General features: G+C 66.4%; 13 protein-coding genes. 2 read left to right on the top strand and 11 right to left on the bottom strand.

From position 1 onward, the window contains the following. Positions 1 to 79: 79 nt before the first annotated feature. Positions 80 to 1,096 (bottom strand): ABC transporter substrate-binding protein, encoded by a 1,017-nt coding sequence (locus C167_RS0105170; RefSeq protein ID WP_017517193.1) that lies wholly within the window; start codon positions 1,094 to 1,096, stop codon positions 80 to 82. Between the two features lie 234 nt (positions 1,097 to 1,330). On the opposite strand from C167_RS0105170, the gene hutH reads away from it, so the two are divergent. Continuing rightward, a complete protein-coding gene (gene hutH, locus C167_RS0105165) occupies positions 1,331 to 2,860 on the top strand; it encodes a histidine ammonia-lyase (RefSeq protein ID WP_017517192.1) in 1,530 nt (509 codons plus the stop codon). Between the two features lie 304 nt (positions 2,861 to 3,164). On the opposite strand, the gene C167_RS0105160 is transcribed toward hutH, so the two are convergent. Together C167_RS0105160 and hutC are read right to left on the bottom strand one after the other, a co-directional pair. Next, positions 3,165 to 3,755, bottom strand: coding sequence for a HutD family protein (locus tag C167_RS0105160; RefSeq protein WP_017517191.1), 591 nt, complete (start codon positions 3,753 to 3,755; stop codon positions 3,165 to 3,167). Beyond that, the gene (hutC, locus tag C167_RS0105155) at positions 3,752 to 4,462 is read right to left on the bottom strand and encodes a histidine utilization repressor (protein ID WP_051167941.1); all 711 of its coding nucleotides are present in this window, start codon (positions 4,460 to 4,462) and stop codon (positions 3,752 to 3,754) included. The genes C167_RS0105160 and hutC overlap by 4 nt, the downstream gene beginning before the upstream one ends. Positions 4,463 to 4,697: 235 nt before the next feature. On the opposite strand from hutC, the gene C167_RS0105150 reads away from it, so the two are divergent. Then, positions 4,698 to 6,062, top strand: a complete 1,365-nt coding sequence (locus C167_RS0105150; protein ID WP_017517189.1) for a formimidoylglutamate deiminase — start codon at positions 4,698 to 4,700, stop codon at positions 6,060 to 6,062. A gap of 142 nt (positions 6,063 to 6,204) precedes the next feature. Here C167_RS0105150 and C167_RS0105145 read toward each other — a convergent pair whose 3' ends face one another. The 8 genes from C167_RS0105145 to typA form a co-directional block, all read right to left on the bottom strand. After that, positions 6,205 to 6,783: a lipocalin family protein gene (locus tag C167_RS0105145; protein WP_017517188.1), complete on the bottom strand. Its 579-nt coding sequence runs from the start codon at positions 6,781 to 6,783 to the stop codon at positions 6,205 to 6,207. A 32-nt stretch (positions 6,784 to 6,815) separates the two neighbouring features. Beyond that, complete coding sequence (gene bamE, locus C167_RS0105140) at positions 6,816 to 7,070, bottom strand: outer membrane protein assembly factor BamE domain-containing protein (protein WP_017517187.1); 255 nt, start codon at positions 7,068 to 7,070, stop codon at positions 6,816 to 6,818. 73 nt (positions 7,071 to 7,143) lie between these two features. Then, positions 7,144 to 7,749, bottom strand: a complete 606-nt coding sequence (locus tag C167_RS0105135) for a DUF924 family protein (RefSeq protein ID WP_017517186.1) — start codon at positions 7,747 to 7,749, stop codon at positions 7,144 to 7,146. Then, positions 7,749 to 8,762: a class 1 fructose-bisphosphatase gene (locus C167_RS0105130; RefSeq protein ID WP_017517185.1), complete on the bottom strand. Its 1,014-nt coding sequence runs from the start codon at positions 8,760 to 8,762 to the stop codon at positions 7,749 to 7,751. The genes C167_RS0105135 and C167_RS0105130 overlap by 1 nt, the downstream gene beginning before the upstream one ends. A 232-nt stretch (positions 8,763 to 8,994) precedes the next feature. Next, positions 8,995 to 10,902 carry an esterase EstP gene (estP, locus tag C167_RS0105125; RefSeq protein WP_017517184.1) on the bottom strand — a complete coding sequence of 636 codons (1,908 nt, stop codon included), beginning with the start codon at positions 10,900 to 10,902 and terminating at the stop codon, positions 8,995 to 8,997. 102 nt (positions 10,903 to 11,004) lie between these two features. Continuing rightward, complete coding sequence (locus C167_RS0105120) at positions 11,005 to 12,369, bottom strand: DUF3999 domain-containing protein (RefSeq protein ID WP_017517183.1); 1,365 nt, start codon at positions 12,367 to 12,369, stop codon at positions 11,005 to 11,007. Then, on the bottom strand, positions 12,366 to 16,070 hold the full coding sequence (locus C167_RS0105115) for a DUF2339 domain-containing protein (protein WP_017517182.1): 3,705 nt from the start codon (positions 16,068 to 16,070) through the stop codon (positions 12,366 to 12,368). Before C167_RS0105115 ends, C167_RS0105120 begins: the two co-directional genes overlap by 4 nt. Before the next feature lie 348 nt (positions 16,071 to 16,418). Then, positions 16,419 to 18,239: a translational GTPase TypA gene (gene typA / locus C167_RS0105110; RefSeq protein WP_017517181.1), complete on the bottom strand. Its 1,821-nt coding sequence runs from the start codon at positions 18,237 to 18,239 to the stop codon at positions 16,419 to 16,421. Positions 18,240 to 18,268 lie beyond the last annotated feature (29 nt).

Raw genomic sequence — 18,268 nt, 5'->3', positions numbered from 1 at the left:
GAGCAAGCTCGCTCCTACGAAGAGCGCACCGGTGCTTACCTGTAGGAGCGAGCTTGCTCGCGAACCGCTTCCCGCCGTGCTATTTCAACGCCGCATCGATCCGCGTCGCCGCCTCCGCCGTCACCCACTTCGACCAGAGCTCGCGATGCTCGCGGAAGAACTTCGCCCGCACGTCCGCCACGTCCCGGTGGTGCTCGGCCATGTCCGCCAGTAGCGCGTTGAACATCGGCAGCGGCAGCTCGACCTTCTCGAACACCTGCACCAAAGCCGGCGCCTTGTCGTGGAAGTCGCGGGACACGCCGATGCTGATCTTCGCCGGCAGCGAGCGCGAGCCCTTGGGGTTGGGGTCATTGGGATCGGTCAGGGTCTTCCAGGCCGCCTCGTCGAACGGCGGTTCCTCCAGTTGCACCAGCTTGAAGCGCCCCAGCAGCGGAGTCGGCGCCCAATAATAGAAGAGCACCGGCCGGCCCTGAGCGATGGCCGAGCTGATGGCGGCGTCCAGCGCCGGGCCGGCGCCGGTGCGGAAGTTCACGTAGCTGTCCGTCAGGCCGTAGGCCTTGAGCTTCTGCGTGTTGACGATCTCGCAGGTCCAGCCGGTGGGGCAGTTGTAGAAGCGGCCCTTGTCCGGCTCCTCGTCATCCTTGAAAAGCGCCTTGTACCGGGGCAGATCGCTGACCGACTTCAGCTCCGGCGCAGAGGCCTTGATGCCGCGCTTGGCATCGCCGTGCACCATGTAGTCAGGCACCCACCAGCCTTCACTGGCGCCCTTGACCGTCTCGCCCACGGAGAACACCTGGCCGGCCTTCTCCGCCTGCTGCCATACGGTGCTGCGCCCGGCCCACTGCTCGCCGGTGACCTGGATGTCGTTCTGCTTCAGCGCGTTCTCCATGGTCACGGTGTTACCCGGCACCGCGTCGGTCTGGCAGCCGTAGCCCTTCTCCAGAATGAAGCGCAGCACCTGGGTGGTGAACATGCCGCTCTCCCAGTTCAGCCCGGCGAACACCACGGGTTTCGGATAGGGACAGCCAGCGGCAAGGGTTTGCGCGCACAGGCCGAAGGCCAGCAGCAGCGCGAACAGGCAACGGGGGGTGGACATGGGACGGTCTCCGGGCACGTTGGTGTCCATTGGGTTTAGCCGCCGATCCGCAATTTGCCCACGACCATCGGACTGGAAATGCCACCGGCGGTGACATTCACTGCCTACAGAGCGGCCCTACGCACCGGCGAATCGCCTGGGTTCCGGCCCCGTCGCACCATGGCACAGCGATTGCTATACCTGTATATACAGGAACAATCCACGGTAACACTTCACCGCTCCCAGGATGCCGCCATGCCCGAAACCCTGCTCCTGACGCCCGGCCAGTTCGACCTCGACCAGCTGCGCGCCATCTACCAGTCCCAGCCCGACCTGCAGCTCGCGGACCAATGCCGCGAGGCCATCCTGCGCAGCGCGCAGACGGTCAGCCAGATCATCGCCGACCAGCGCACCGTGTACGGCATCAACACCGGCTTCGGCCTGCTGGCGCGCACCTCGATCGCCGAGGACCAGCTCGCCACCCTGCAGCGCAACCTGATCCTTTCCCACTGCACCGGCACCGGCCCGCTGCTGGATGACGCCAGCGTGGCACTGATCATGGCGCTGAAGATCGGCTCCCTGGCGCGCGGCTTCTCCGGCGTCGGCCTGCCGGTGATCGAGACGCTGCTCAAGCTCTACCGGGCGCGGGTCTATCCCTGCATCCCGTCCCAGGGGTCGGTGGGCGCTTCCGGCGACCTCGCGCCGCTGGCGCACCTGTCCGCGACCCTGCTGGGCGTCGGCCAGGTGCGCCATGAAGGGCGCATCCTCGAAGCCCCCGAGGGCCTTGCCATTGCCGGCGCCGAACCACTGGTGCTGGGCCCGAAGGAAGGCCTGGCGCTGATCAACGGCACCCAGGTGTCCACCGCGCTGGCCCTGCGCGGACTGTTCGCGGCGGAAAAGCTGTTCATCTCGGCAGTGGTCGCCGGCAGCCTGACGGTGGAGGCGCTGAAGGGCTCGTTCGTCCCCTTCGATGCGCGTATCCAGGAAGTGCGCGGCCAACCGGGGCAGATCGCGGTTGCCGCGCTGTACCGCGAGCTGCTGCACGACAGCCCGATCAACCAGTCGCACATCGACTGCAAGCGCGTGCAGGACCCGTACTCCCTGCGCTGCCAGCCCCAGGTGATGGGCGCCTGCCTCGATCACCTGCGCTTCGCCGCAGGCGTTTTCCTGCGCGAGGCCAATGCCGTTTCCGACAACCCGCTGGTATTCAGCGCTGACGGCGACGTGCTGTCAGGCGGTAACTTCCACGCGGAGCCGGTGGCCATGGCCTCCGACGTGCTGGCGCTGGCGATCTCGGAGATCGGCGCGCTGTCCGAGCGGCGCATCGCCCAGTTGGTGGACCCGGCGATGTCCGGGCTGCCGGCCTTCCTGGTGAAGGAAGGCGGGCTGAACTCCGGCTTCATGATCGCCCAGGTCACCTCGGCGGCCCTGGCCTCGGAGAACAAGACCTGGGCCCACCCGGCCTCGGTGGACAGCCTGCCGACCTCGGCGAACCAGGAAGACCACGTGTCCATGGCCACCTTCGCCGCCCGCCGTCTGCAGGACATGGCCGGCAACAGTGCCGGCGTGGTCGCCATCGAGCTGCTCGCCGCCGCGCAGGGCGTGGACTTCCATGCGCCGCTGCAAAGCTCGCCGCAGCTGCAGGAAGTGCGCACGCTGATCCGCAGCCAGGTGCCGCACTACGAGCAGGACCGCTACTTCGCCCCGGACATCGCCGCCGCGCGGGCCTGGGTGGAAGAAGGGGTGATGAGCCGGTGGATCGAGTATTCGCGGTTGTACGAGTGACGGGGCGTTTTACGCCATCGCGGGCATGACCCGCTTATGAAATCGTACACGAAGCCTTACCCTCTCCCTGAAGGGAGAGGGGACTGGTTTTCTGCCGGCTGGAACTACAACGTCAGCCGACACGGATTGCTCCCTCTCCCTTCGGAGCGGGGCGCGTAGCCAGGGCGGCGGAGCGGGAAAACTCAGGCACGGATTTTCAGGGGAAGACAGAGTGACCTGTAGGAGCGGGCCAAGCCCGCGAACAGCGCCTGCAAGGCGCTTTTCACACAAACGAAAAGGGCGCCCCGACGGCGCCCTTTTCTATTCAGCGTGGCTCAAGCTCGATCACGCAGATATCCGCCCTACTCTTCACCATCAGCCGCCACTCGCGCAGCGCGCCGTCGCCTTCGGCGATCAGCGTGTCATGCAGCCCCAGCACCCCGCGGGCGTCACCGTCCAATCCCACATGGATGCCCTCGCCCGCGCTGAACAACAGCACTGTCGATGCGCTGCTGAAGAAGTGCGCTGCCCCCTCCAGCGCCAGCCATTGCAGCCGCGCCCGGTAGCGAGCGGGCGAATAGATCAGGTTGAAGTCGCGAATCGCGCCGCCCAGCAAGGTGCACTCCACCGCACTGGCGCCATCGAAGGCGAAGGCATCGAGTGCGCGCAGGTCGCGGGAATCGGCGCCTTCCACGTTCAGGCGCATGCCCTCGCCTTCCAGCACGCTGATCACGCGCTGATAACCGGTGAACGCGGAGAACGGCCCCGGTGCGCCGACATCGGCGATGGACACTCGCCAGCCGAAGCCTTCCAGGCCGTCGCCGGCGTCGCGGACGATCTCGCGGGTGGTGCCCGCGCCGTTCTTCCAGGGCATCGCCGGGTAGTCGGCGGCGCGCAGCAATCTGGTTGCAGTCATGAACTGAAACGTCCTTCCAGGCGGTAGCGCGAGCCCGGGTACAGCAGGCGCGCGCTGGTGACGGTGTTGCGCCCCGACCAGGTGCGCCGACGGATCAGCAGGCACGGCTCGTGGCGGTCAACGGAGAGCAGCTTGCATTCCTCGGGGCTGGGCAGCACCGCCTCGACCACGTGCTCGCCCTCGCTCAGCGGCGCGACCTGGGTCAGGTAGGCGAACGGCGTCTGCCCGGTGAAATCCTGCTTCAGGTAATCCGGCGCCACGGCCGCATTGACGTAGCGGTCTTCGATCTGCACCGGGATATCGTTCTCGTAGTGCACGATCACCGAGTGGAAGATGCGCTGGCCTTCGCGCACGTCCAGCGCCAAGGCGCGTTCGGCACTGGCCAGTTCCTCCAGCAGGCTGATCACCACCAGATGATGCTTGTGCCCGCGGGCGGTGATCTCCTCGGCGATGTTCTGCACCTGGAACAGCGCCGACTGGCCCTTGGGCTCGGCGACGAACGTGCCCACGCCCTGCATGCGCACCAGCAGGCCGTCGGCGGTCAGCTCGCGCAGGGCGCGGTTGATGGTCATGCGGCTGACGCCCAGTTCATCCACCAGCTCCGCCTCGGACGGCACGCGGTGGTGCGGCGGCCAGGTGCCGGACTGGATCTGCTGGACGATCAGCTGCTTGACGCGGGCATACAGCGGCGCGGGAATTTCCCCCATCTGCGCGGCGAGCGACGAACCCTCGGCGGGCTGGGTTGGCGTGGGCGATGCGGGCACGGGAAACTCCTTGTCTGGGCGACGGTGGGCGAAGGCCTGGGTCTGACTCCGGCATGTACCGGATTCGACCGGTGCATACAAGTCCTCTGGCGACCGTCGGGTGCCTGGCAGTTTACGGTTTCGACAAACGTCTGTATATGTATATACAAATTCCAAGAACCCCGCGAGGCCTCCGCGCATGCCCGTTCTCTTCGCCGAATCCGCCCTGCTGCCCTCCGGCTGGGCGCGCAATGTCCGTTTCGAGATCGATGCCGACGGCCTGTTCACCGCGATCACCCCGGACGCCAGCGCGGAAGGCGCCGAGCACGTCGCCGGGCCGCTGCTGGCGGGTATGCCGAACCTGCACTCGCATGCCTTCCAGCGCGCCATGGCAGGCCTGGCGGAGGTGGCCGGCAACCCCAACGACAGCTTCTGGACCTGGCGCGACCTGATGTATCGCCTGGTCGGACGCCTGTCGCCCGAGCAGGTGGGCGTCATCGCCCGCCAGCTGTACATCGAGATGCTCAAGGCCGGTTACACCGGGGTCGCCGAATTCCATTACGTGCACCACGACGTCGATGGCAATCCCTACGCCAACCCCGCGGAACTGGCCCTGCGCGTCAGCCAGGCGGCAATGGACGCCGGCATCGGCCTGACCCTGCTGCCGGTGCTCTACTCCCATGCCGGTTTCGGCGGCCAGGCTCCCAGCGAAGGCCAGCGTCGCTTCATCAACAGCACCGAAAGCTATCTGAAGCTGATCGACGGCCTGCGCGCGCACCTGGCGATGCAGCCGCAGCAGAGCCTCGGCCTCTGCTTCCACTCCCTGCGCGCGGTGACGCCGCAGCAGATCAGCGAAGTGCTGGGCGCCGACTCCAGCGATTGCCCGGTGCACATCCACATTGCCGAGCAGCAGAAGGAGGTCGACGACTGCCTGGCCTGGAGCGGTCGCCGTCCGTTGCAATGGCTGCACGAGAACGTCGCGGTAGACCCCCGCTGGTGCCTGGTCCACGCCACCCACGCGCAAGCCGATGAAGTGACCGCCATGGCCCGCAGCGGCGCAGTCGCAGGTCTCTGCCTGACCACCGAGGCGAACCTGGGCGACGGCATCTTCCCGGCGGTGGACTACCTCGCCCAACAGGGTCGCTTCGGCATCGGCTCGGACAGCCATGTGTCACTCAGCGTGGTCGAGGAACTGCGCTGGCTGGAATACGGCCAGCGCCTGCGCGACCAGCGCCGTAACCGTCTCTACGGGCAGGATCAACCCATGGTCGGTCGCACCCTGTTCGACGCGGCGCTGTCCGGCGGCGCCCAGGCCCTTGGTCAGCCCACCGGCGAACTGGCGGTGGGCAAACGCGCCGACCTGCTGGTGCTGGACGGCGGTGATCCTTACCTGCAGACCGCCCGTGGCGACGCCATTCTCAACCGCTGGCTGTTCGCCGGCGGCGATCGTCAGGTCCGTGATGTGATGGTTGCCGGGCAATGGCGGGTACGCGAGGGCCGGCATGCGCTGGAAGAACAGAGCGCCCGCGAGTTCGCCAACGTGCTGCACGAGCTGCTGGGCTGATCTGCCTTTGTAGGAGCGAGCTTGCTCGCGAACGATCTCTGCAGCGACGCTGATTCGCGAGCAAGCTCGCTCCTACGAAAACCCGCGCCGGTCATACCGTGCGAGCTGGCCGCAATGAAAAAACGCCCCGAGGGGCGTTTTTTCATTGGGTCGTCGAACTGGAATCGGCTGCTCGCCAGATCAGGTCATCCGTCTGGTAACCTCGCGCATGGGCCAGCTCCAACAGCTTCTGCCGCGTCGCATCGGGCACCACCGGTTGGCGCGAGAGCAGCCAGAGGTATTCACGGTTGGGATTGCCCACCAGTGCAGTCTGATAGTCGTCGTCGACATAGAGCACCCAGTAATCACCCTTGGCGAGGCCGGGAAATATCCGCGAGAAGGTGTTGTCGAAACGCACCCAGAGCTTGTCGGTGCGGCCTGGCACCTGCGCCTCGGCACGGCCGGTGGCCTGGTCCCATTCGCCGTCCCTGGTCAGGCAGCGGTTGGTCACCGCAATGCTGGCGTCTTCCTGCAGGCGGTAGCGGGCCTCGGATTGTGCGCACTGGCGCTGGAAGAACATCGGCTTGCGCGCCAGCTCGTACCAGGTGCCCTCGTAGCGCTTGAGGTCCACCTGCACGGTCTGCGGCGGTTGCTGGGCCGAGCCGGCGCAACCACTCAAAGCGGCCAGGCAGGCCAGCCAGGTGATGGATCGACTGATGTATCGACTCGTATATCGACGCATTCGCTCCTCCTTGGCTGCCCTGCCCGGCGCGCTTATTTCAGACCCTGGGCGGAGAACAGCAGCACTTTGTCGCCAGCGTACTGGATGCTGATGAAGGCTTTCTGGTCGCCCCAGGTGCAGCTGGAAACGCCCAGGGCGCCAGAGCATTCGGTGGGTTTGCCGAGCAGGTCTTCGACTTCGGCCTTGCTCATGCCGGTTTTGATCTTCGAATAGTTCTCCTGGTTCACTTTGCTGCAAGCGGCCAGGACGACACAGAACGCGACGAGCGCGAGGCGGCGGAAGGACATCGACAACTCCATTTTTTGAGGGGCCCAGCCCACAGCTTGGCACAGGGCAGCCGGAAAGGCCGCCGGCTTGGAGTCAGAAACGTGAGCCAGGTTCCGTGAGGAACACAGCTTCTTCAGCGGTGGACTCACGGCCGAGGATCGCGTTGCGATGGGGGAAGCGGCCGAAGCGCTCGATCACCACCTGATGCTTGCGCGCATAGGCGAGGTACCCGGCGAACACGACCTTCTCGCTGTCGCTGGATTCCGCCTGCAGGGATTCGAACAAGCGCACCGCCTCGTTCTGGCTGGCCAGGTCTTCGGCGTGCTCCAGCACGATGTAGACGAACACACGCTCGATACGCGGCAAATGGCGGTCGAAACCGGCCTCCAGCCCCTGGCGCACCAGTTGCTGGGCGCGGGCGTCGCCGGCGTAGGCTCGCGGAGAATCGCGGAAGACCATGCGTGGCAACTGGTCCAGCAGCAGGATCAGGGCCAGCCAGCTCTGTGGCTCGCGCTCCCACTCCTGCAGACCACCGTCCAGGGCTTGGCGCACCAGGCCGCCGAAACGGTTTTCCGAGTCCACGTCCTGGCAGGCGCTCTTGCCGAACCACAGCGCGTTGCGCTGGGCGGCGACCTCATTGGCATCCAGCGCAGTGCCGAACCACCAGTCGAGCAGCACCTGCCAGGGCGTAGTGGTCATCAGCCTTCCTTGTGGTAGGCGGTGGCGCGCTCGACTTCTTCCTTGGAGCCCAGGAACACCGCGACGCGCTGGTGCAGGTTCTCCGGCTGGATGTCGAGGATGCGCTGGTGACCGTTGGTGGCGGCGCCGCCAGCCTGCTCGATGATGAAGGACATCGGGTTGGCTTCGTACATCAGGCGCAGCTTGCCGGGCTTCTCCGGCTCGCGGGAATCGCGCGGATACATGAACACGCCGCCACGGGTCAGGATGCGGTGCACGTCGGCCACCATGGAGGCGATCCAGCGCATGTTGTAGTTCTTGCCCAGCGGGCCTTCCTTGCCGGCCAGCAGTTCGTTGACGTAGCGCTTCACCGGGGCTTCCCAGTGGCGCTCGTTGGACATGTTGATGGCGAATTCGGCGGTGCTGGTGGGGACGGTGATGTTCTCGTGGGTCAGCACGAAGCTGCCCAGCTCGCGGTCCAGGGTGAAGCCCTTGACGCCGTTGCCCAGGGTCAGGATCAGCATGGTCTGCGGGCCGTAGATGGCGTAGCCGGCGGCAACCTGGGTGGTGCCCGGCTGGAGGAAGGCCTCCTCGCGCAGGCTGTCGTTCTGGCTCAGGTACTCATGGGGGCAGCGCAGCACGGAGAAGATGGTGCCGACCGAGACGTTGACGTCGATGTTGGAGGAGCCGTCCAGCGGATCGAAGACCAGCAGGTAGGCGCCCTTGGGGTACTTGCCGGGGATCTGGTAGGGGTGATCCATCTCCTCCGAAGCCATGCCAGCCAGGTTGCCGGCCCACTCGTTGGCTTCAAGGAGGATCTCGTTGGAGATCACGTCCAGCTTCTTCTGCACCTCACCCTGCACGTTTTCGGTGCCCATGCTGCCCAGCACGCCGCCCAGGGCGCCCTTGGAAACGGCATGGCTGATTTCCTTGCAGGCGCGCGCGACCACCTCGACGAGGAAGCGCAAGTCGGCCGGGGTATTGTGACTGCGGGTCTGCTCGATCAGATAGCGGCTCAGGGTAACGCGGGACATGGAAGGCTCCAGGGGAGAAGGTAGAAAAAATCAGGGCGCATTCTAGCGTGGAAAAGACCGCGACGCCTCCTGCACGGTGGGGTCGCCGAATGCTTGGAGCCCGCCGCGCACGGGCAGTTCCCCAAAGGCGGTCGGCCCCGCGACCTTCGGCCGCGCGGCGAGCAGTACAGTGGAAAGAAAACGGGGCGACGGCCGCAACCGCCCGTCACCCCGCGACGCTTGGATCAGCCGATCAGAAGTCCAGGCTCAGCGCCAGGTTCACGCCCTGGGCCAGGTCGTCGCTGCTGCGGTGCGCACTGTAGCCGCCGCGCAGCGAGAGTTCCGGGGTCAGCTTCTGGGCGAAGCCAATGGTGGCGCGCTGCAGGTGGCTCTGCGGGGTATAGCCCTGCAGGCTGAAACCGACGTCCGGCAGGCTGGTGAAGTTCATCCCGACATTCTGCGTGTCGTCGGCATATTCGCGCTCCACGGCGACCTCGCCGAACAGCTGGGTTTCCTGCGACAGGTCCAGCTTGCCCTGCAGGCCGACGCCCAGGCGGCGGGAGTAGCGCTTCTGCTCGTCATAGGCCAGCGCGGTGGAACGGCCGCTGTCCTCTTCGTAGCCGTCCACTTTCACCCGCGCCCAGTCGGCGCTGACGAAGGGCGAGAGGTGCCAGCTCTCGCCGCCCTGGGCGATGTCGTAACCCAGTCGACCGCTGAAGGCCAGCAGGCTGCCGTCGGTGTCGGCCTTTTCCTCGACCTCGTGGTTGATGATGGTGAACTTGCGGTTGGCGTCTTCATAGTCGAGCTTGCCACCGGTCACGGAGGCGTCGGCCCACCAGCGGTTCTGCTGGAACTGCACGAACAGGCTGCCCAGGTAGCTGCCCAGCTTGTAGTCCGAGTCATCCGCGCCCAGCTCCAGCTTCTGCCGGTAGAAACCCAGCGAACCGCCCACTCGCCAGGCGTCGTCGAGTCGATAGCTGGTGCCCAGGGTCAGGTTGGCGCCATAGCCGTCGCCATCGGCCGCGCTGTCCTGGTCATCGTAGTCGAGGTGCTGCGCTCCCCCGGTGACGAAGCCGCGCCACTGGTTGACACCCTGCCAGTTTTCCCAGTCCGCCAGCCACTGGCTGCGCAGTTGGTCCTGGTAGGCGTTGTACGTGCCCAGGGCCATTTCCGGCAGCAGGGTCGCTTCCCAGGGGGCGGAGAGCACCGAATAGGCGTAGTCGGCGATCAGGCTCTGGCCGGCGATGGTCGGGTGCACGCCATCGTTGAAGATCAGCTTGGTCGGGTCGGGTTGGGTGCCGTGGCGGCCGTACACCGGGTTCTCCGGGCAGTTGTTGCCGCTGAAGCAGGTGCCGATCAGGTTCTGGTCGGTCGCCAGGCCATAGGCGCCCGGCGTGGCCAGCACCTCCTTGAACATCGCCGGGATATTCAGCGGGATGACGTTGGCGTTGGAGGCGGCGAGCTGGCTGACCAGCTCCTCGTTGAAGATGCCCGACAGCTGGGTGCCGAAGGATTGCAGCGCGGTTCCGTTGGTGGCCGGCGTCTGCCCAAGGTCGGGCAGCAACCAGACCATGATGTAGCGCGCACCGGCGTTGTGCAGCGCATCCACGCTATCCACCAGGCGGCCGGCCGCAGCACGGGCCGTCGGGTCGTTGGTGATGCGCAACTGGAGGAAGTCGTTGCCGCCACCGGTGAGGTAGTACAGCGCATTCGGATCGGCGCGGTTGTTCACCAGGTAGCCATCACGGGTGCGGCTGGTGGAGCCGGAAGTCACCACCGAGCCGCCGGCAGCGGTGATCGAATCGTAGATCTGGTCGGTGCGGTAGCCGCCGACCGCCCAGTTGTTGCCGTCCACCGTACCGGGAACCAACGAAGTCGAAGGGTTCAGGTCGGTGCCGCCGATACCCAGCTTGCCGCCCAGGATCATCGGCGCGGTGGGGCCGAAGATCTCGCCGCTGCCGTCCAGGTAGGTCGGGCCGACGCGGTTGGTGAAACGGGTACTGGCACCGGCGGGGCCGCCGGCATCGGCGAACTGGCCGGAATCGCTCAGGCTGTCGCCGAAGACGACCAGGGTGGAATACGGCGAAGGGGCTGCGGAGGCCTGCGTGGCAACGGCCATCGCGCATGCAGCCGCCAGCGGGGTGAGCGCCTTTCTGATCATTCTGCTACTCCATGCTTTGTTGTTATTCGGGCAATCAGAACAGGCAAGACAGTATCAGAATTTCTACAAGCGACACCCCTATCGTGCGGCGATCCGCGTCGATCAGCCGGTTTGACGACTGCTCCGCAACAGGCTCAGCGCCATCAGCGCGAGCAGGCCGACGCCCGCCAGCAGCAGCGCCCAAAGGCCGTATCGTTTCCAGTGGGTATCGGATTTCGCGACATCGGCAGGCAATGGCGACGCGGGCGCTTGCAGAGTGCCCTTGAGCCGCGCCTCGCCCATGCTCGCCAGGCGCCTGGGTTCGTAACCGGGCACCAGGGTGGTCAGCGGCAGGCTGGCATCGCTGAGGGAGCCGCTGCCCACCGCCAGTTCATAAGGCGCGCCGCCGCGGGCGAGGAACACCAGCTCGCTGGCACGAACACCCACGCTCAGGTGCGCTGTCGAACCGCCCAGGCCACCGCCGCGCGCATCCACCTGCAGACGCAGCTGGCCAAGGGTGGTGCCGGGCAGTTGCAGCTCCTCCTGGGTGATCTCACCGCCCTGCCCCGGCAGGCGATACAGCACGCCGCGCGCCAGCGGCGTCCATTGCACGTTGCCGTCGTGGCGGCCGGAGATCACCACTGGCGCCAGGGTGTTGTCCTGTTGCAGGGGAATCCGCACGCGTTCCACCGGCAGCGCCAACGGCAGGCTCCAGCTGAAGTCGCCGTTGTTGTCGGCCTTGGCCGCCAGCGGCTCGGACCAGAGCATCGGCACCGGGCCGCTGCTGCTGCGACTACCGCTGAGCGTGGCGCCGACCAATTGCGCGGCCTGCTCCGGCGATTCCCACCACAGGCGCAGATAGCGTGCCTTCTCGCCGGGCAATGCAATGTCGTTCTGCTCGATGCGCTCGCCGTTGAAGTCCAGCCGCGCCAGCTGCCCCTCGCCAAGGGAGCGCCAGTGCTCCAGGTCGTCGCTGGCTTCGACGCGCAAGCGCTGGAAGCCGTCGCTGTCCGCCGTCCAGTCCAGTTGCAGGCGATCCAGCGGCAGGTCGCCGGAACCGGTTTCCAGCAGCCAGCCGCGCAGCACCTGGGTCTTGTCCTGGGCAGGTGCATTCGGAGTGATTTCAAGGATGGTGCCGGTGGTGCTGCGGACGATTTTCAGGTTGTCGCCGGCCGCGCTGCCTGAGGCGCCGCGCAACGGGAAGATGCGCGCCTGCACTTCACTGCGTACCTGCTGCTCACTGGCCGCACTGGTGCGCAGGCTGTAGGGCAGCGCCTCGCCTTCGGCGTTGAAGATGCGCACGTCGCGCAGGTCGCCATGGCGGGCGGCGAACAGCACCTCGATGGGCAGCTGCACGCGGTACCACGGGCCGTTGCCGGACACCTCCAGCGGAACGCGATGGGCGAAGTCCGCCGGAGTGGGCGCGGCGCTGGCCTGGTTGCCCAGCAGGCAGGCACCTGCAAGCAGGACAAGGGGGATGAGCTTCATGCGGAGGGTTGCTCCTGTTGCGAAAGTTCTTCGGTCGCTGGCCGGCGCGGCGGCAGCGGCGCGAAGTAGCCGACGATCAGCATCAGCACGCCGACGCCGATGAAGGAAATGATGCGTTCCAGGCTGCCGCCGCTGGCGCGGTCGACAAGGAACAGCTTGATCACCACGACCACCAGCAGCAACGCCCCGACCAGCCAGAAGTCGCGGCGACCGCGCAGGTGCCCGGCGATCATCAGGCCCAGCGCAATCAGCGCCCAGACGATGGACAACCCGGCCTGTACCAGCATGGACTGGCTCAGGGAATCGAACTCGAACACCACGCCACCCCAATGGTGCGCGGTGCGGCACACGGCCATGGTCAGCAGGGCGAACAGCGAAGCACCGAGCACCGCCTGCACCGGCAGGCGCAGGGTCGACTCGGCGACGCCCAGTTGCGGCAGGCCCAGGCGCGTCCATTGGAAGATCGCCGCCAGCACGATGAGCATGCCCAGCTCCAGCGGGTTCACCAAGGGCAGGTACGGCAGCGGGTCGGCGGCGCCGTTGCTGAACAGGTTGACCAACCAGAACCAGCCCAGCAGCGCCAGGGCCACCGGCGCGGCCGCGATCGCGCGGTACTCGCGCTCGAAGGCCGCCACCGGCCACGGCAGACGCGCCACGCCCCCCATGAGGATCAGGAACAGGCTCGGCACCAGCGCCCAGCCCAGCCAGCGCCAGGCGTTGTAATGCTCGGCCAGGGCGAAGAACAGGTAGCGCAGCTCCAGCGCCAGCACGCCGAGGATCAGCCAGCAACCCAGAACATGGGCTGCCTGTGCCGCACGCTGCGGCAGCATGGCGTCGAGTCGGCGCAGAGTGAAGAAGTGCACCGCGAATACCGCCAGCCAGCCGAGCCAGCCCAGTTGTGCCAATGGGTGATAGTCCAGGTTCCAGGCACTGGCCAGCGCCACCAGCGACACCGGCACCAGCGTTAGGCACAGCAGAGCCAGCGCGCGCCACTGCTCACGGCGCGCCAGCAGCGACCAGAGACCGGCGCTGACCGCCGCCACCAGCAGCGCCACATGCTCGCGCATCTCGGCGGGCACGAAGCGGGCAATTTCCCAGACAGTGGTCAGCGCCCACCAGCCAGCGCCCCACACGAGCAGCAATTGCGACAGTTGCTCCAGTCCAAGGCCGCCGAGCGCCAGGTTGTGCTCACGCTCACTGGCGCGATGCAGGCGCCAGGCGCCGATCAACGCGGCCAGCGCCAGCACCGCAGGGGTCCAGAAGCCCATGTGCGCCAAGGGTGTCAGCCCCTCGCCGGGCAGGTCGCCGAACAACACCGAGCCGCCGAGCAGGAAGGCCCCGGCGCCGATCACCTGCAGCACCAGGCCGAAGACGAACGCGGCGCGCTGCTGCAATTGCACGCTCAGCCAAAGGATCAGCAGGCCGCTGCCGGCCCAGACGGCGGCGGCGGTCTGCCACGGCAGCACGAAAAGTACAGCTAGGTTGATGAAGGCCAGGCCCAGCAGCAGGACGACGCTCAGGCCGAGCATCAGCCGGCGGTCATCGCGCACCATCGAATCACGTGCCGCGATGAGCATGGCGGCGATCAGCGCCAGACCGATCAGCGAGGCGGTGACCAGCCCGCGCCAGCCGGAACCGAGCACGCCACTACCCTCCTGGGCGCCGTGCAGATGCAGCAGGAACACCGCACCACCCAGCAGCTGCACCGCAAAGGCGCAAGCCAGGAAGGTGCGCGAACGCAGGCGCAGCGCGGCAAACAGGGTCGCCAGCCCGGCGACGGCCCAGGTCATGGCCGTGCCGTCCGCGCCCATCAGCAGGGGTGCGATCAGGTAGAGGAACGCCAGACCGAAGGCCGCCAGCAGCGGGCGGGCGTTCGCCTCCCAACTGCGCAGGGTCTGCGGATCGGCATTGCGCAGGTTCCAGAAGCTGAACAGCAGCGCCACGCCGAGCATCAGTGCGCCTAGCGGTGCGCCGTCGAGCAGGGTCAGCGACAGCGGGTTCATCTCCAGGCCGGCAAGGAAGGCCAGCGCCGCGCCAACTTGCAGCAACAAGGCAAAGATCCGAGCCAATGGCCGCTGCTGGCGCAAGCCGAGCCAGAAGATGCCGGCGCCTTCCACGGCCCAGGCGGCCGAGGTCCAGCGCGCATCCAGCCCCAGCGGGATCGCCAGCGTGCCGAATACCACGCCCAGCGCCAGGCAGGTTTCCACCAGCAGCAGCGCGCGGCCGGCGGTGCGCCCGGCCAGCAGGCGGGCGAGCACCATGTAAAACAGGCCCAGCGCCAGGGCGCTGAACGCCGCGCCGAACTCCAGGTGCTGGATGATCGCGTATTGCAGGCCGAACCCCACCAGCGGCGTGCCGAACAGCACGGTCCCGTCGACGTAGTCGGTCTGCCGCGCCGACCAGCGCAGCAGCGCTTCGCGGGAATCGTCCTCCGGCGCACCCGCCGCCTGGCGCAGGCGACGGCGGGCGAACAGCAGGCCGATGGCGACGTAGGTGAGGAAGAACAGGATCAGGAACGGCTCGGTCGTCCCGAACAGCTCCGGCTTGTACGAGCGCAGCCCCCAGGCGAGGCCGATGCCGAAGGTGCCGAAGAAGCCGATCAGGTTGAGCATCCGCCAGGCCTTGAACCAGGCAATGGCGAAGATGCCGGCGTTGAGCAGGGCGAAGTAGCTGAACAGCGCGACATGGCTGCCACCGCCGGTGGACGCCAGGATCGGCGCGGCGAAACCGCCCAGTGCGGCAGCGGCGGCGAGCCCCACGGCATCCTGCAGGACGGCGAGGATCGCCGAGAACAGGGTAACCGCCACCAGCAGCACGAAGCCGGCCTTCGGGTCGATCAGCACTTCACCGTGGTTCATCGCCGGGTACAGCTTGATGCTGGCGAACACCGTCAGGTAGAGCACGGCGACGCCGGTGCCCTGGAGGATCAGCGCATAGGCCGGGCGCCGGTGGCGCAGCCACCAGCCGAGCCCGAGCAGCGCCAGCGCGGCGGCGGCGGTGCCGAGGTACGGACCTTGCGGCGGCATGGTCATGCCTTCGGTGGCGTAGCGCAGCAGGAAGGCCAGGCCGAGGAACAGCAGCACCACGCCGACGCGCAGCACGGTGTTGCCACCCAGCAGCCAGTCACGGGCAGCGCCGAAGGCACGGTCGAACAAGGATGGAACGGGTGGCGGCGGTGGCAGCGCAGGAGCGGCAGGAGCCGGCTGCGGCTGAGCCATGGGCTCCTCGTCGCGGGCCTGGGCAACTGACTTTTCCATCGGCTCGAGCACCAGATCGGACCACTCGATGGGCGCTTCCACCCGTGCGGCAGCCAACGGGGCCGGCGCCAGCTCGTCGGCGGGCAGTTCGATGTTCCAGTCCGGTTCGGTGGCTGCGGTTTCGCTGGCGGGAGCTTCGACCTCGGGCTCGGCTTCAACCGGTGCGACCGGGTCAACGGACTCGACGCTGGGCGGCAGTGCCTGCGCGGCGGCGCCACGCTCCACCTGCAGCAACCGTTCGTAAAGGGCCTTGGTGCCCTGATCGAAGCGCTCGCCAAAAGCCTTCAGCTCAGCTCGAAGGCTGGCGTTCTCCCGCTGCAGGCTCTGCAGCGCGAGTGTCTGCCCCAGAGCAAGGCCCACTACCGCGCCCAACACCGCCCCGGTGATCGACTCGCCCGCAGCGGCGCCGATGACCAGGCCGACCAGCATGAAAATCCATTGCATGCTTTCGAATCCTTGAGGTTCTTTGCGAATCCATCCCGAACCGGACGCGAGCGCCCGGAAAGCTGAGTATATCGGCCCGGCTCCCTGGCCTGCGTCCACGATCTCACAGCTTCGAAGGATAAGACGCCGCAGGAGGCCCTTCAGCCACGCCTCACGGGAAAAGGCAGACATTTCCTACCTTGCGACTCTTGCTGTAGGAGCGAGCTTGCTCGCGAGCCGTCCAGCCTCAATGCCGCCGGAGAATCCGTTCGCGAGCAAGCTCGCTCCTACAGCCCCGGTGAGACTGCGCGGAAGAAGGGCAAAAAAAAGCCGGGCAGGTGCCCGGCTTTTTTCGTATTGCTGGTCGAGTTAGACCTTGGCGCGCTCGTAGCGCTTGCGGTCGTTCTCGTTGAGCAGTTTCTTGCGCAGACGGATCGACTTCGGCGTCACTTCCACCAGCTCGTCATCGGCGATGAATTCCAGCGCCTGCTCCAGGGTGAAGCGGATCGGCGGAACCAGAGCGATGACTTCGTCCTTGCCCGAAGCGCGCATGTTGTCGAGCTTCTTGCCTTTGGTGGGGTTGATCACCAGGTCGTTGTCGCGGCTGTTGATGCCGGCCAGCTGGCCTTCGTAGATCTCGTCGCCCGGGCCGAGGAACAGCTTGCCGCGGCTTTGCAGGGTTTCCAGCGAGTAGGTCAGCGCGGTGCCGGTGGCCATGGAGACCAGTACGCCGTTCTGACGGTTGGTCACTTCACCGGCCTTGATCGGGCCGTAGTGGCTGAAGGTCGAGGTCAGGATGCCGGTGCCCGAGGTCAGGGTCAGGAAGTTGTTACGGAAGCCGATCAGGCCACGCGCCGGGATGGTGTATTCCAGGCGCACGCGGCCCTTGCCGTCGGGGATCATGTTGGTCAGATCGCCCTTGCGCAGGCCCATCTGCTCCATCACCGAGCCCTGGTGCTGCTCTTCGATGTCGATGGTGACGTTCTCGTAAGGCTCCTGCTTCTCGCCTTCGGCGGTCTCGATGATGACCACTTCCGGACGGCCCACGGCCAGCTCGAAGCCTTCACGGCGCATGGTTTCGATCAGTACCGAGAGGTGCAGTTCGCCACGGCCGGAGACCTTGAACTTCTCCGGGGAGTCGCCTTGCTCGACGCGCAGGGCCACGTTGTGCAGCAGTTCCTTGTCCAGACGATCCTTGATGTTGCGGCTGGTGACGAACTTGCCTTCCTTACCGGCGAACGGCGAGTCGTTGACCTGGAAGGTCATGCTCACGGTCGGCTGGTCGACGGTCAGCGGCGGGCGCGCTTCGACATTCTGCGGGTCGCACAGGGTGTCGGAGATGTACAGCTCGTCCATGCCCGAGACGCAGACGATATCGCCGGCTTCGGCTTCGGCGACTTCGATGCGCTGCAGACCGGAGTGACCCATGATCTTCAGGATGCGGCCGTTGCGCTTGGTGCCGTCGTCGCTGATGGCCACGACCGGGGTGTTGGTCTTGACCTTGCCGCGGGCGATACGGCCGATGCCGATCACGCCGAGGAAGCTGTTGTAGTCCAGCTGGGAGATCTGCATCTGGAACGGGCCGTCGACGTCGACTTTCGGCGCCGGGACGTGGTCGATGATCGCCTGGAACAGCGCGTCCATGTTGTCGTCCATCTTCTCGTGGTCCATGCCGGCGATGCCGTTCAGGGCACTGGCGTAGACGATCGGGAAATCCAGCTGCTCGTCGGTGGCGCCGAGGTTGTCGAACAGGTCGAAGATCTGGTCGATGACCCAGTCAGGACGCGCGCCCGGACGGTCGATCTTGTTCACCACGACGATCGGACGCAGGCCGGCCTTGAAGGCCTTCTGGGTCACGAAGCGGGTCTGCGGCATGGGGCCGTCCTGGGCGTCGACCACCAGCAGTACGGAGTCGACCATGGACATCACGCGCTCAACCTCGCCACCGAAGTCGGCGTGGCCGGGGGTGTCGACGATGTTGATGCTGTAGTCGTTCCATTTCAGGGCGGTGTTCTTCGCCAGGATGGTGATGCCACGCTCTTTTTCCTGGTCGTTGGAGTCCATCACGCGCTCGTTTTCCGCTTCTTTGCGGTCGAGGGTGCCGGACAGGCGCAGGAGCTTGTCTACGAGGGTGGTCTTGCCATGGTCGACGTGGGCGATGATGGCGATGTTGCGCAGTTTTTCGATCACAGTGTCAGTCTCGATAGTGAATCTTCGGC

Source organism: Pseudomonas nitroreducens TX1 (genome assembly GCF_000313755.1).
Classification (GTDB): domain Bacteria; phylum Pseudomonadota; class Gammaproteobacteria; order Pseudomonadales; family Pseudomonadaceae; genus Pseudomonas; species Pseudomonas nitroreducens_A.
The sequence above is the reverse complement of the archived record's forward strand: the minus strand, read 5'-3'. Positions and strand labels throughout refer to the sequence as shown.

Bases quoted from the DNA above. Each gene is read 5' to 3' on its own strand.
- C167_RS0105170 (WP_017517193.1), bottom strand. From the start codon at position 1,096: ATGTCCACCCCCCGTTGCCTGTTCGCGCTGCTGCTGGCCTTCGGCCTG.
- hutH (WP_017517192.1), top strand. From the start codon at position 1,331: ATGCCCGAAACCCTGCTCCTGACGCCCGGCCAGTTCGACCTCGACCAG.
- C167_RS0105160 (WP_017517191.1), bottom strand. From the start codon at position 3,755: ATGACTGCAACCAGATTGCTGCGCGCCGCCGACTACCCGGCGATGCCC.
- hutC (WP_051167941.1), bottom strand. From the start codon at position 4,462: ATGGGGGAAATTCCCGCGCCGCTGTATGCCCGCGTCAAGCAGCTGATC.
- C167_RS0105150 (WP_017517189.1), top strand. From the start codon at position 4,698: ATGCCCGTTCTCTTCGCCGAATCCGCCCTGCTGCCCTCCGGCTGGGCG.
- C167_RS0105145 (WP_017517188.1), bottom strand. From the start codon at position 6,783: ATGCGTCGATATACGAGTCGATACATCAGTCGATCCATCACCTGGCTG.
- bamE (WP_017517187.1), bottom strand. From the start codon at position 7,070: ATGTCCTTCCGCCGCCTCGCGCTCGTCGCGTTCTGTGTCGTCCTGGCC.
- C167_RS0105135 (WP_017517186.1), bottom strand. From the start codon at position 7,749: ATGACCACTACGCCCTGGCAGGTGCTGCTCGACTGGTGGTTCGGCACT.
- C167_RS0105130 (WP_017517185.1), bottom strand. From the start codon at position 8,762: ATGTCCCGCGTTACCCTGAGCCGCTATCTGATCGAGCAGACCCGCAGT.
- estP (WP_017517184.1), bottom strand. From the start codon at position 10,902: ATGATCAGAAAGGCGCTCACCCCGCTGGCGGCTGCATGCGCGATGGCC.
- C167_RS0105120 (WP_017517183.1), bottom strand. From the start codon at position 12,369: ATGAAGCTCATCCCCCTTGTCCTGCTTGCAGGTGCCTGCCTGCTGGGC.
- C167_RS0105115 (WP_017517182.1), bottom strand. From the start codon at position 16,070: ATGCAATGGATTTTCATGCTGGTCGGCCTGGTCATCGGCGCCGCTGCG.